General features: G+C 47.3%; 8 protein-coding genes. 7 read left to right on the forward strand and 1 reads right to left on the reverse strand.

From position 1 onward, the window contains the following. Window positions 1-274 precede the first annotated feature (274 nt). The 6 genes from nifJ (at window position 275) to C3V36_09300 (ending at window position 8,758) form a co-directional block, all read left to right on the forward strand. Window positions 275-3,814 carry a pyruvate:ferredoxin (flavodoxin) oxidoreductase gene (nifJ, locus tag C3V36_09275; GenBank protein AVM69415.1) on the forward strand — a complete coding sequence of 1,180 codons (3,540 nt, stop codon included), beginning with the start codon at window positions 275-277 and terminating at the stop codon, window positions 3,812-3,814. A gap of 181 nt (window positions 3,815-3,995) precedes the next feature. Beyond that, window positions 3,996-4,256 (forward strand): hypothetical protein, encoded by a 261-nt coding sequence (locus C3V36_09280; protein ID AVM69416.1) that lies wholly within the window; start codon window positions 3,996-3,998, stop codon window positions 4,254-4,256. Next, window positions 4,249-4,527 carry a type II toxin-antitoxin system mRNA interferase toxin, RelE/StbE family gene (locus C3V36_09285; protein AVM69417.1) on the forward strand — a complete coding sequence of 93 codons (279 nt, stop codon included), beginning with the start codon at window positions 4,249-4,251 and terminating at the stop codon, window positions 4,525-4,527. The genes C3V36_09280 and C3V36_09285 overlap by 8 nt, the downstream gene beginning before the upstream one ends. Window positions 4,528-4,562: 35 nt before the next feature. After that, window positions 4,563-5,564, forward strand: coding sequence for a serine/threonine protein phosphatase (locus C3V36_09290; GenBank protein AVM69418.1), 1,002 nt, complete (start codon window positions 4,563-4,565; stop codon window positions 5,562-5,564). Window positions 5,565-5,690: 126 nt separating this feature from the next. Next, a complete protein-coding gene (locus tag C3V36_09295) occupies window positions 5,691-6,251 on the forward strand; it encodes an RNA polymerase subunit sigma-70 (protein AVM69419.1) in 561 nt (186 codons plus the stop codon). Further along, the gene (locus C3V36_09300) at window positions 6,221-8,758 is read left to right on the forward strand and encodes a hypothetical protein (protein AVM69420.1); all 2,538 of its coding nucleotides are present in this window, start codon (window positions 6,221-6,223) and stop codon (window positions 8,756-8,758) included. The genes C3V36_09295 and C3V36_09300 overlap by 31 nt, the downstream gene beginning before the upstream one ends. Before the next feature lie 257 nt (window positions 8,759-9,015). On the opposite strand, the gene C3V36_09305 is transcribed toward C3V36_09300, so the two are convergent. Further along, on the reverse strand, window positions 9,016-10,698 hold the full coding sequence (locus C3V36_09305) for a hypothetical protein (protein ID AVM69421.1): 1,683 nt from the start codon (window positions 10,696-10,698) through the stop codon (window positions 9,016-9,018). A 585-nt stretch (window positions 10,699-11,283) separates the two neighbouring features. Between C3V36_09305 and C3V36_09310 the strand changes: the two genes are divergently transcribed. Then, the gene (locus tag C3V36_09310) at window positions 11,284-13,824 is read left to right on the forward strand and encodes a ribonucleoside-diphosphate reductase subunit alpha (GenBank protein AVM69422.1); all 2,541 of its coding nucleotides are present in this window, start codon (window positions 11,284-11,286) and stop codon (window positions 13,822-13,824) included. Window positions 13,825-13,859: the final 35 nt, after the last annotated feature.

The following is a 13,859-nucleotide window of genomic DNA, read 5'->3' on the forward strand; positions in this document are numbered from 1 at the left end:
ATCTGAAATTCCGGAGCAGGAACACTAATTTTCATTTTGCACTTGTATACAGGCAGTGAGAATGATATAATAAAAATATATGGGGTCAGGCAGCGGCCGAGCGGCAGCCGGAGAATTGCCGAATATTTCAAGGGTTACCAGCGGCTGGCCTGAACCGCAGAAGCTTTTTTGTAAGGCGTTATTTAAATTTTCCGGAGAAAGGTATTATTTTTGCCGAAACAGGTTATGGCAAAAATAACGGGAAAGGGAGACAATCATATTTAAGGAGGTTATTATGGGAAAACACATGAAAACAATGGACGGAAATACAGCGGCAGCTTATGTGTCCTATGCATTTACCGACGTAGCGGCAATTTATCCGATTACGCCTTCTTCGCCGATGGCGGAATATGTGGATGAATGGGCGGCTAAAGGTCAGAAAAATGTTTTTGGCGAAACGGTGACGGTATCCGAGCTCCAATCTGAGGGCGGTGCTTCCGGTGCAGTTCATGGTTCGCTTCAGGCAGGTGCTTTGACAACGACCTACACGGCTTCGCAGGGTCTGCTGCTGATGATTCCCAATATGTATAAAATTGCCGGTGAGCTTTTGCCGGGTGTATTTCATGTCAGTGCCCGGGCGCTGGCCGGACACGCACTGTCCATCTTCGGCGATCATTCCGACGTGATGGCGGCTCGTCAGACCGGTTTTGCTTTCTTAGCTTCCGGCAGCGTACAGGAGGTCATGGATTTGGGCGGAATTGCGCACTTGGCGGCGATTAAATCCCGAGTACCGTTTGTTCATTTCTTTGACGGCTTTCGGACCTCGCATGAGATTCAAAAAATTGAAGTAATTGAATATGATGATTTTAAAAAGATGCTGGACATGGAAGCGCTGAACGAATTTCGGCAGAGAGCGCTCAATCCTGAGCATCCGGTTACCCGCGGTACGGCGCAGAACCCGGATATTTTTTTCCAGGCCAAGGAAGCATCTAATCCTTTCTATGAAAAGGTACCGGGGATTGTTGAAGATTATATGAAGCAAATCAGCGATTTGACCGGCCGGAAATATGAATTGTTTAATTATGTCGGCGCACCGGACGCAACCGATGTTGTTATTTGTATGGGTTCGGTCACGGAAACAGCCGAAGAAGTAGTTAATTATTTAACAGCCAAAGGCGAAAAGGTCGGATTGGTTAAGGTTCACCTCTACCGTCCGTTCTCGGCTGAGCATTTCCTAAAAGCGTTGCCGAAGACGGTTAAGCGGATTGCGGTATTAGATAGAACCAAGGAGCCGGGCGCTCCGGCTGAGCCCCTGCACTTGGATATTCGGATGCTGTTTTACGGAACCGACTGGCAGCCGCTGATTGTCGGCGGACGTTATGGTTTGGGCTCGAAAGACACTACGCCGTCGCAGATTTTGGCAGTCTTTAAGAATCTGGCCTCAGATCAGCCGAGAAATAACTTTACGATTGGTATCGAGGATGATGTTACCCACTTATCCCTGCCGGTTACTGAGCAGATTCATACCGAAAAAGAAGGAGCCAAACGCTGCAAGTTCTGGGGTCTCGGCTCAGACGGAACGGTTGGCGCCAACAAAAACTCAATCAAGATTATCGGCGATAAGACGGATCTTTATGCGCAGGGATATTTCAGCTATGACTCCAAAAAATCCGGCGGTATCACGGTTTCGCACCTGCGTTTTGGCAAGGAGCCGATTCAGTCAACCTATTTATTGCAGGAAGTAGACTTTGTTGCCTGCCATCAGCAGTCCTATGTTGATAAGTACGACTTGCTGGAAGGTCTGAAAAAAGGCGGTGCTTTCCTCTTAAATACCAAGTGGAGCGCCAAGGAACTGGACGAGCATTTACCGGCTAAGCTGAAAAAGGAAATTGCCGATAAGGAAATTCGCCTGTATACGATTGATGCCCGCGACCATGCCGAGAGCATTGGTTTGGGCAACCGGATCAACACGATTATGCAGTCCGCTTTCTTTGCGATTGCGCAAGTTATCCCGACCGAAGAAGCAATCGGCTATATGAAGGAATATGCTGAAAAGACTTACGGCAAAAAGGGTGAAAAGATTATTCAAATGAACTTCCAGGCCATTGAGCTCGGCGCCAAAGCTTTTGAGCAGGTGACCGTGCCGGAAAGCTGGAAGAACGCCGAACCGGAAAAGAAAGAAGTTGTTCAGAACAGTAAAGAACCGGAATTCGTACAGAAGATTTTGCATCCGGTTAACGCTCAGCAGGGTGATAAGCTGCCGGTATCGGTTTTTGTCGGCAAAGAGGACGGTACCTTCCCGCAGGGCTTGGCTGCTTTTGAAAAACGCGGCATTGCCGCCTTTGTACCGGAGTGGATTCCGGCCAACTGTATCCAGTGTAACCAATGTTCGTTTGTCTGCCCACATGCTTCGATTCGTCCGTTCCTGGCGACCGAAGAAGAAATGAAGGGCGCACCGGAGGCTTTTGTCGGTGTTCAGGCCAAAGGTAAGGGCTTAGAGCCATATCAGTTCCGGATGCAGGTGGATATTTTGGACTGTCAGGGCTGCGGAAACTGTGCCGATATTTGTCCGTCCAAGGAAAAATCGCTGGTGATGAAGCCGATTGAAACTCAGGAAGTGGAAGTTGCCAATTGGGAATATGCGCATCATAATATTACTTATAAAGATACGATTTTGGCTAAAAATACAGTTAAGGGCAGCCAGTTTGCTCAGCCGCTGTTAGAATTCTCCGGTGCCTGTGCCGGCTGCGGCGAAACTCCGTATTTGAAGGACGTAACCCAGTTGTACGGCAGCCGAATGGTAATTGCCAATGCGACCGGCTGTTCCTCGATTTGGGGCGGTTCGGCGCCGTCAACCGTATACACCACCAACGCCGAAGGCTGCGGACCGGCTTGGGCAAACTCCTTATTTGAAGATAATGCCGAGTACGGTTACGGTATGGCAATTGGTATCCGTAAGCTTCGCCAGCAGCTGACCGGCCTGATGCAGCAGTTAGCGGCTTTAAATGTAGCCGAAGATGTAAAGGCGGCAGTGAATGAGTGGCTGGAAGTGAAAGATAATAAGGAATTGGACGAAGCAGCGTCCAAGAAAGTGAAAGCTCTGTTCGGCAAAGACCTGGGCAGCGCCGAAGCCAATCAGATTTTGGCGGAGATTGAAAAGCTGGGCAGCTATTTGGTCAAGAAGTCGGTTTGGATCGTCGGCGGCGACGGCTGGGCATACGATATCGGATACGGCGGATTGGATCAGGTGCTGGCTTCCGGTGAAAATGTCAATGTCCTGGTCTTTGATACCGAGGTTTACTCCAATACCGGCGGTCAATCGTCGAAATCGACGCCGACGGCAGCGGTTGCTAAGTTTGCCGCTTCCGGTAAGAAAACCAAGAAAAAAGATTTGGGTCTGATGGCAACGACCTATGGCTATGTTTATGTGGCACAGGTGGCAATGGGCGCGGATAAGAATCAGTTTATGAAGGCGCTGAAAGAGGCGGAAAGCTATGACGGCCCATCGCTGATCATTGCTTACTCGACCTGTATCAATCACGGTTTAAAGGTTGGCATGGGCAAATCGCAGGAGAGAATGAAGTTAGCGGTAGAAGCCGGTTACTGGCATCTGTGGCGGTTCAATCCGGAACTGGCCAAGGAAGGCAAGAATCCGTTCGTTTTGGATTCCAAAACGCCGACCACCGATTTCAAGGAATTCCTGCGCGGCGAGATTCGTTACACCAGTTTGGAGAAACAATTCCCGGAACTGGCACAGGAGCTCTTTGCCAGTGCCGAAGAAAACGCCAAGGAGAGATACGAATCCTATGTGCGGATGGCAAATATGGAATATTAAAAGAGCAGCTTAGGCGGGAAAGCCCGCAAGCGGCCTAATACACAGAAAAAAGGAAGCAGAGGAATCCGCTTCCTTTTTTCTGCTGTGAAGGCCTAAAACGCAGTTCTTGACATCTTAAGAAAAAGTATATATACTTATATTACTAAGTAAGGTTACTAAGCAATTGAAAGGAGGAGAGATTATGAATAAGAGCAATACAGTGACTTGTTCCTTTTCCATGGACAGAGAAGTCTATAATGCCTTTAAGAGCATTATTACTCGTAATGGCGAGAATGTAAAAGGCAATATCATAAGGTATATGCAGAATGTGATTGCATATGAGATACCAAATGCAGAAACCATTGCGGCAATCGAGGAAGTTCAGAGAATGAAAGCCGATCCTACGATTGGTAAGACCTACAACACGGTGGATGAAATGATGAGGGACTTGCTTGATGTATAAAATAAGACCCTCAATAAAATTTCAAAAAGACGTAAAGAGAGTGCGGAGAAGAGGCTATGATATTTCTTTATTAACGAATGTGCTTACTATTTTAGCAAATGGAGAGCCTCTTCCTGCCAAATACCAAGACCATAATTTAAGCGGAAATTATGAAGGGTGCAGGGAATGTCACATCACACCCGATTGGCTTTTGATTTATGAGATATCAGAGGGTGAGCTGATTTTATATTTAACTCGAACAGGAACAGGAACGCACAGCGACTTGTTTTAGGATTCAGGGGTTGGACTGTCAAAGGGGAGAATGAAATGAAAACGTTTGAAAGATTGGATGAATGTTATCAAAAAGCCAAGGTCATAGAGTTTGATGACAACGATAAGTTTATTTTATTCAGTGATGTTCATCGCGGAGACAATAGTATCAGCGATGATTTTGCTACCAATCAGCATCTGTATTTTTCAGCACTGCAGCATTATTATGACCGGGGCTTTACTTATATTGAGCTGGGCGATGGTGATGAATTGTGGGAGCACAGCAGCTTTGAGCATATTGCTTCGGCACATCATGAAGTGTTTATGCTGCAGCGGGAATTTTACCGGCAGGGGCGAATGTACCGGCTGTTTGGCAACCATGATATGATTTTGCGCGATAAAAACTGGGTCAGACGCAATTTAATGCATTTTGAGGACGATTATCAGGAAGTGGAAACCGATTTATTTGAAGGGATTGAAATTCCGGAAAGTTTGATTTTAAAATATCGTAAGACAGGTGATGAGTTTCTTTTGGTACACGGCCATCAGGGGGATTTGGTCAATGACCAGCTGTGGCTCCCGACAATGCTTTCTTTACGCTATTTTTGGCGGTTTCTGCATATCGTCGGTTTTCATAATCCGGCCAGTCCGGCCAAAAATCGGGTCAAGCGGCATAAGATTGAAAGGACTTTCAGCAAATGGATTTATAAAAATAAAAAAGCCATTATCTGCGGTCATACGCACCGGGCCAAGCTGGCTAAAACCGTAGAATTGCCATATTTTAATACCGGCTGCTGCGTTCAACCGCGGGCGGTTTCGGGAATTGAAATCGAAGACGGCAATTTGACTTTAATTCAGTGGAAGGTGGAGGCTGATTATAACGGCGTGCTGCGAACAATCCGCAAGGTGATTCAGGGGCCGCGCGATATTGAAAACTTCCTGTTTTTTAAAAATTATAAAAAATGGCGGCAGATGTATTTTAAGGGAAGCCGCCGGCAGAAGGCGGAAAACGCTGTTGCCGATAAGCTGATTAAAAAGGTAAGGAGTATATTGGATTAACTCCGTGAGGGCCGTAGCGCCGGGAAAAGAGAAAAAATAAAAAAAGTTCCGAAAGTTGTGCAATGAAAATCAAATTTTGTTGTGTATATGAGTGAAAGGCCTTTACATAAAGAGAAGGGAGGGCGTATGAACGATCAGGAAATCATTGATTTATATTGGACGCGGGAAGAAAGTGCCATCACAGCAACAGCCGAAAAATACGGCAGTTACTGTCATGCAATTGCCTACCGGATTTTGTATAATAATCAGGATGCGGAAGAATGTACTAACGATACCTATCTGGGAGCATGGAATTCGATGCCGCCGCGGCGACCCAATCGTTTATCAACTTACCTGGGGAAAATTACGCGTAACCTTGCTCTTAACCGGTATAAGCGGTATACCGCAGAAAAACGCGGCGGCGGACAGGTAGAGAGTGTATTATCGGAATTAGAGGACTGTATTCCGGCAGCAGGAAGCGTTGAGCAGGCGGCCGAGGAGGAAGTGCTGGTTTCGGTGATTAATCGCTTTTTGCAGGCGCAGCCGAGCGAAAAACGCAATATTTTCATTCGCCGTTACTGGCATTTGTGGGCAGTCCGAAACATTGCCGATGCCTATGGTATGAGCGAAAGCAAGGTGACTTCGATGCTTTTTCGGATGCGCGGCGAATTAAGAAGATGTCTGGAACAGGAGGATATTGTGCTATGAAAACCGAAAGACTGTTATATGCCATTGGTAAAATTGATGACCAGCTGATTGCTGATGTGGAAAGTGAAAGCAGAGCAGCTGCGAAAAGCACTTGGCTGAAATGGGGTCTCATGGTAGCCGGCTTAGCACTGGCGGTTGGCCTGGGGATTGCTGCAAGTTCCATTTACAGCAACATGGCGGTCGGAGCTTTTACAATGGATGTGAATCCGAGTGTCGAATATATTGTGGCGCGGAACGGAATGGTTAAAGATGCCGTTTTCCTGAACAGGGATGCCGAGCAGGCGCTGAAAAATGTGATGCTGAAAAAGCAAAGTGTGGAAACGGCGGTAACACGGACAATTGCTGCTTATGAAGCCGGCGGTTATATTAAGAACGGTCAGGCAGCGGTTTTGGTTTCTTTTGACTGCCGGCTCAGCGCTGACAGCAAGCTGAAAAATACACTTTCGGACTCCATTCAAAAGGCCTGGAAAAGAGCGGATGTGGACAGTGAGTTGATTTTTCAATCGGAATCAGGCAGTGCCGAAGCTGACAAGTTGGCGGCAGAATTAAATGTTTCCCGGGGCAAGGCGGATCGGATTTTGGCGGCGGCGGCTCAAACCGGCAAACCGGCGGCAGAGCTGGCACAGCTGCCATTAAACGAACTGCTTCAATTACCGGGTAAACCCAAGGAAAAGTCGGAAGAAAAACCTAAGGAAAAATTAGAAGAAAAGCCCAAGGAAGAGCCGGAGTTTATCGGTTTAGATGCAGCCAGGGCGATTGCGTTAAAGGACGCAGGGCTGGACGCTGCCGAGCAGAAGGTAGTCTTTACCCAGGAAGAGCTGAACCGCAATCAGGGCAAACCTTGCTATCTGCTGGCGTTCTACACCGGTCAGTATGAGTACTTTTATAAAATTGATGCTAAAACCGGCGATATATGGATGCGCCAGCGCTATATCCGGCTGGAAGAAGCCAAGCGGATTGCGATAGCAGACGCGGGCTGTGCGGATAGTGTCACCTTTAGCGAGGAGAGCTTAGTAGCACCCGAGGGTGTTAAAACGCCGTATTATCATTTGATTTTTGCCAATGCCGAAGCACAGTGGGAATATAAAATTGACGCGGTGCTGGCCAGCATTTTAGAGAAAAAGCAAAAGAATACGAGCGTCAAACCGGAGTTTATCGGCCTGGAAGCCGCCAAAGCGATTGCGTTAAAGGATGCCGGGCTGGATGTTGCCGAGCAGAAGGTGGTCTTTACTCTGGCTGAACTGAACCGTAATCAGGGCAAACCCTGTTATCTGCTGGAGTTCTACACCGGTCAGTATCAGTATTTTTATAAAATTGATGCCAAAACCGGCGATATATGGATGCGCCAGCGCTATATCCGGCTGGAAGAAGCCAAGCGGATTGCGATAGCAGATGCGGGCTGTGCGGATAAGGTCACTTTTACTCAGGAACTTCTGGTAGCACCCGAAGGAGTTAAGACGCCGTATTATCATTTGATTTTCGCCAATGCGCAAAGTCAGTGGGAATATAAAATTGATGCGGTGCTGGCCAGCATTTTGGAGAAGAAGCAAAAGGATATCGGCATTAAGCCGGAGTTTATTGGCTTAGAGACAGCCCAAGCGATTGCATTAAAGGATGCCGGGCTGGACGATGCGGCGCAGAAGGTGGTCTTTACTCTGGCCGAATTGAATCGCAATCAGGGTAAGCCCTGCTATCTGCTGGAGTTCTACACCGGTCAGTATCAGTATTTTTATAAAATTGATGCCAAAACCGGCGATATATGGATGCGCCAGCGCTATATCCGGCTGGAAGAAGCCAAGCGGATTGCGATAGCAGATGCGGGCTGCCGGAAGGAAGTAACCTTTATTCTGGAAGAGCTGGTAGCACCCGAAGGCGTTAAGACGCCGTATTATCATTTGATTTTCGCCAATGCGCAAAGTCAGTGGGAATATAAAATTGATGCCGTACTGGCCAGCATTTTGGAGAAGAAGCAAAAGGATATCGGCATTAAGCCGGAGTTTATTGGCTTAGAGACAGCCAAAGCGATTGCGTTAAAGGACGCCGGGCTGGACGAGACGGCGCAGAAGGTGGTCTTTACCAAAGAAGAATTGAACCGCAATCAGGGTAAGCCCTGCTATCTGCTGGAGTTCTACACCGGTCAGTATCAGTACTTTTATAAAATTGATGCCAAAACCGGTGATATATGGATGCGCCAGCGCTATATCCGGCTGGAAGAAGCCAAACGGATCGCGATAGCAGATGCGGGCTGCCGGGAGGAAGTAACTTTTATTCTGGAAGAGTTGGTAGCACCCGAAGGCGTTAAGATGCCATATTATCATTTGATTTTCGCCAATGCGCAAAGTCAGTGGGAATATAAAATTGATGCCGTACTGGCCAGCATTTTGGAGAAGAAGCAAAAGGATGTGGGGAATAAGTTGAAATCGGAATCTTCCGCAGAGTCGTATGAGCAGGAAAGCCGAGAAACTACAACGCCCGCACCGAAACCGGAGCCAAATAAAAAGTTTTAGACGATACTCAACTTTCCCATGTTCGTTAGAACAGTCACCCGGGCAGAAACGCATAGCGTTTCGACTAGGGGTAGACTGCCCGCTCGGGCAGAAGTGCGAAGCACTTCGATCAGGGGAAAGTTGAGACGATAATAAATGTAAGCAGGAAATATAAAAAGGGCTGTTGCACTTTAAGATTTTTACACAAGATTCAGGAAAAATCTTTGCGATATATCGCAATATCTTGTGAAAAATCCGGATTTTGCAACAGCCCCTTTTTACAGCTTAAAATACCGGACGGTCTGATCCTGCCATGACCAGATAATCAGTTCATTACCGTTTAAGGCAAAATCAACATCCTGGTTTTCGGAGCGAAAAGCGGCTTGCGCGATACCGTCGCTGGCACAGACAACGATATAGTGTTTGCCCTGATGAGTAGCGCGATAAACCAGATGTTCGGCATTGCGCTGGCAGCGGTAATCAATATCGGCCACCAGCCGCTGCCACTGGCCGTTATAACTGCGGTACAGATCCGAGGACTGATACTGAATTTGAACTAACATGGCCACGCCGTTATAGACCGACAGGGAGCGATATTCTTTTTGCGGCAGACTGATAAAGGTTTCGCTTTGACCGGTAGCGGGGTTTAGCCGGTAGAGCGGCGAATCGGTTTGATTTGCGGTATAGTAAATGCTGTTTTGATCGGCCAGATACTGATTGATATTGAAAGCTAATTTCTTCTGCTCATTGGTTTTTAAGTTAATTTGATAAAGATCTTGGCGGCCGCCGCTTTGATTTTTGGCGGAAACAAACAACAGGTCGCCTTGGACGCAGTACTTTGAATCATCGGGAACAGAAAAAATCTGATCGGACGAATCGATGTCTTTGACTTCGCCTTGTTGATTCATCAGGAAAAGTCCGGGAAGAGGGCCGGTAACACTAAAATACGAGCCAATCCATTGCTCCCGCCAGGGAATCAGCCAAGACAGGCGCTGGTTGGAAATAAGGCGGCTTTGGCCGCTGGCCGGCAGAAAATATTGCTGCTCACTGCCCATAATGGCGCCGCCAAAATGAGAAGTAAAGAATAAATCGTTATTCGATAAAAGCCAAGGGTAATGATAACCAATGGGCATCTTAATCCCATCGGCAATTTCCGCGCTGCCGATTTTTTCCGCCTGACCGTTTAGGGGGCGCCGCCAAAAATCAAGGGAGGTGCTGTTCTCACCATGATTGACAAAATAAAAAAGCAGGCCGTTTTTATAAACGATCGGGTCGGCAAAAGCGCTTTTCGGCAAAACAAGGCTTTGCGTTTCTTTGAGTAACGGCAGGATCGACGGATCGGCGTTTAACGGAGCAGGTAGATCCTGGGGCGCGGCCTCTGGCTGGTAGCCGCTGCTCTTGATCTCCAGGCCGTCCGTGGCCGTAAAACGGTAGTTTAAGTCAAAAAGATCAACGGCAAAGTGCCAAGTCAGCGGAAAATAGGTAATATTTCTAAAGCTCAGAATCGGATAGGGCTGACTGTTTAAATCCAGCGCTTCTCCATTGACACTGACCGGATACCAAACCGGCTGAGCATATAAGTTTTGGTTGGTTACGCCTTGAGGCAGAGTAGGACTGGGATCATAATAGGAAAGGGGCGAGAACGAGATGTTCCAGGAATAAATGGTCATCATGGATTTTTCCTCGACCCAGTGCGCCATTAGGTTTAAAAATCTACCGTAATCCGCCGTCATGGGCAGATACGTAATGCCTTGATAAACCAGCATCGGATAATAGGACTCTTTTTGATCGCGAAGCAAAACGCCGTTTAAGCGAATGGGAAAATTGGCCACGCTGACCGGTACTTTGGCCGGCATGGCGGCGGACAGGGTAACATTTGCGCTCAGCACAGAAAATACCAGCCCAAGAGCCAACAGCTGCCGAAAACAGGATTTCGGCCGGTTCCAATTAAATCCTTTCATAGTGACCTCCTTCGTCCGGCATTTGACCGGTTTTTAATGTAAAAATAGTTTTAAAATGAAAACAGCGGTCAAGCTATTTCTCGCGGGCTATCCAAAAACTTTAGGAATTCGTCAGGAAAGCCAGCGAAAGCAAGAAATCTGTTTTTTATAGTATACGCCTGAAGTTTTATGAAAGCAATGGATGTAAAGGAATTGTAAATTAGTAAAGGAATTGTAAGAAATTGCCAAAATATTTTATTAACAAGGTAGAGTTTTATAGAAGATTACTATTGTTTCTTTTCTTATTTCTGTTGCGGCAAGTGTAGTTGGTTACTATGTTTGCAAGTGGTTAGACAGAAAGAAAAATGACAACTAGCCCAAATGAAATCCCTCAGAGTTCGTGGCTCTGAGGGATTTCTATTGTTTGGAAATCGTTTCTTTCTTGGTTGCTTTTATTATATCATAGGTGCCTATTGGAAGCAAGGGGAATTTCGATAATTTTTTATCGGGAAATTTGGTTTGCAGGCTGAGGGAAATATGCTACTATAAATTTAAGTTTCCAGAAAAAGAGAATGAAATTTTAGGTCAGGAGATAGCAAGGAAGAAATGGAAAAAATAAAGAAAATCAAAAAAAGAGACGGCAGTGTGGTTGATTTTGAGGCAAAAAAAATCGAAACTGCCATGGATAAAGCATTTCATTCGGTGGGCGAGTCCGTTTCTGCGGAAGAGTTGACCGCTTTGACGGACGCGGTGACGGAATTGATCTGGCAGCGCTTTGGAACAGAAGGAGTTCCCGGTGTGGAAGAAGTGCAGGATTTGGTTGAGTTGACGCTGATTGACCGCAAATATTATTCGGCAGTCAAGGCATTTATTTTGTACCGGTCAGCTCACAATGACAAACGTCGAAAAATAGACGGATTTAAAGCATATATTCAGGATCCGGATACGCTGGCACTGATTAAGGGGATTGCCAAGGAGTTCAGCGCTGAAGAATATGATTTGAAATATTTGCTGGCCAAGTTGGAGAGTTTTGCTAAAAAGGAGATGACGGAAGAGGATTATTTGAAAGCACTGATTCGGGGAGCGGCGGAACTGACAGCCAAAGAAGCGCCGGATTGGGAGTTTATTGCCGGCCGTTTTCTGCGCCTTGGCCTGCAAAATGAAATTGATCAGGAAAATGCCCGGCACGGAGTGTTCAGCTTGCCGGAAAAAATCAAAAAATGGGAACAAATGGGACTATACGGCGCTTATATCAGGAAGAATTACAGCAATGATGAAATCAGCCAGCTGGAAAGCTATCTGGTACCGGAAAGAGATGCCTTATTTACCTATTCGGCACTGGATCTACTGATGAAGCGCTATTTGATCAAAGATACTGACGGCCGTATTCTGGAAACTCCGCAGGAGATGTTTATGGGCATTGCCATGCACCTGGCGCTGCCGGAGGGCGAAAATCGGGTTAAGTGGGCGAAAAAGATTTACGATATTTTAAGTAAATTGCAGGTAACGATGGCAACGCCGACTTTATCCAATGCCCGCAAGCCTTTTCATCAGCTTTCGTCCTGCTTTATCGACACGGTGCCGGATTCGCTGGAAGGCATTTACCGGTCGCTGGATAATTTTGCTCAGGTCAGCAAACATGGCGGCGGCATGGGGATGTATTACGGCAAGGTCAGAGCGGCGGGCTCGGATATCCGCGGCTTTAAGGGCGTGGCCGGCGGTGTTATTCGCTGGGTGCGGCTGGCTAACGATACTGCGGTGGCGGTTGACCAGCTGGGCGTACGCCAGGGCAGCGTGGCGGTTTATTTGGATGTCTGGCATAAGGACGTACCGGAGTTTTTGCAGCTGCGGACGAACAACGGTGACGACCGGATGAAGGCGCATGATGTTTTTCCGGGAATTTGCTATCCCGACCTGTTTTGGCGGCTGGCCAAGGAAAATATTGATGCCGTATGGTATATGATGTGTCCGCATGAGATTAAAACAGAAATGGGCTATGCCTTGGAGGATTTTTACGGCCAGCAGTGGGAGGAAAAATATTGGGAATGTGTTAAAAACCCCCGAATTTCCAAGCGAACGATGGCGGTTAAGGAGATGGTCAGACTGATTATTCGGAGTGTGATTGAAACGGGAACGCCGTTTGCTTTTAACCGCGATACGGTCAATCGCTTAAACCCGAATAAGCATCAGGGTATGGTTTATTCCTCGAACTTGTGTACGGAAATTATGCAGAATATGAAAGAGATTCGTTCGCTGGAGACGGAGATTGTAACGGATGGCGGGGAAAGCATCGTGCAGACGAAAACAGCGGCCGGGGATTTTGTGGTTTGTAATCTGGCTTCTCTGGTGCTGGGCAATCTCAATTTGGATTCGGCGCAGGAACTGGAGGAAGTGGTCACCACTGCTGTTCGGGCGCTGGATAATGTCATAGATTTGAATTATTATCCGCTGCCCTATGCCGAAATTACCAATCAAAAATACCGGGCAATCGGCCTGGGTACCAGCGGTTATCATCATGCTTTGGCGCAGCGGGGGATTGCTTTCAGCTCGGAGGCACATTTGCGCTATATGGACGAGGTTTATGAAAAAATTAATTATTATGCAATTAAAGCCAGTTCCGATTTGGCAGCCGAAAAAGGGAGCTATGCTTATTTTACCGGCAGTGAGTGGCAGGATGGCCGGTATTTTGAGCGGCGCGGCTATGTTTCGGAAAAATGGCAGGCTTTAAAAGGCAAGGTGGCGGAGCAGGGACTGCGTAACGGCTATTTACTGGCGGTGGCGCCGACCGGATCGACTTCGATTATCGCCGGAACGACGGCCGGGGTTGACCCGGTTATGAGCCGGTATTTTCTGGAAGAAAAGAAAGGAGCAATCATTCCGCGGGTGGCGCCGGGACTGAACGCCGAGACTTTTTGGCTGTATGAAAACGCGCATGATATTGACCAAAACTGGGTTGTTCGTTCGGCGGGCATGCGCCAGCGCCATATCGACCAAGGGCAATCGGTTAATTTTTATATTACCAATGATTTTACGATGAAGCGAATCTTAAACCTCTATCTGCGGGCCTGGGAAGAAGGCGTAAAAAGCATTTATTATGTCCGCAGCAAATCGCTGGAGGTTGAGCAGTGTGACAGTTGTTCCGCGTAGCAGGATAAAAATACCTCAGCTTTTCTCCCGCAGGC

The sequence above is a fragment of the Lachnospiraceae bacterium oral taxon 500 genome (assembly GCA_002999035.1).
Lineage (GTDB): Bacteria > Bacillota > Clostridia > Lachnospirales > Vallitaleaceae > W11650.

Bases quoted from the DNA above. Each gene is read 5' to 3' on its own strand.
- nifJ (AVM69415.1), top strand. From the start codon at position 275: ATGGGAAAACACATGAAAACAATGGACGGAAATACAGCGGCAGCTTAT.
- C3V36_09280 (AVM69416.1), top strand. From the start codon at position 3,996: ATGAATAAGAGCAATACAGTGACTTGTTCCTTTTCCATGGACAGAGAA.
- C3V36_09285 (AVM69417.1), top strand. From the start codon at position 4,249: ATGTATAAAATAAGACCCTCAATAAAATTTCAAAAAGACGTAAAGAGA.
- C3V36_09290 (AVM69418.1), top strand. From the start codon at position 4,563: ATGAAAACGTTTGAAAGATTGGATGAATGTTATCAAAAAGCCAAGGTC.
- C3V36_09295 (AVM69419.1), top strand. From the start codon at position 5,691: ATGAACGATCAGGAAATCATTGATTTATATTGGACGCGGGAAGAAAGT.
- C3V36_09300 (AVM69420.1), top strand. From the start codon at position 6,221: ATGTCTGGAACAGGAGGATATTGTGCTATGAAAACCGAAAGACTGTTA.
- C3V36_09305 (AVM69421.1), bottom strand. From the start codon at position 10,698: ATGAAAGGATTTAATTGGAACCGGCCGAAATCCTGTTTTCGGCAGCTG.
- C3V36_09310 (AVM69422.1), top strand. From the start codon at position 11,284: ATGGAAAAAATAAAGAAAATCAAAAAAAGAGACGGCAGTGTGGTTGAT.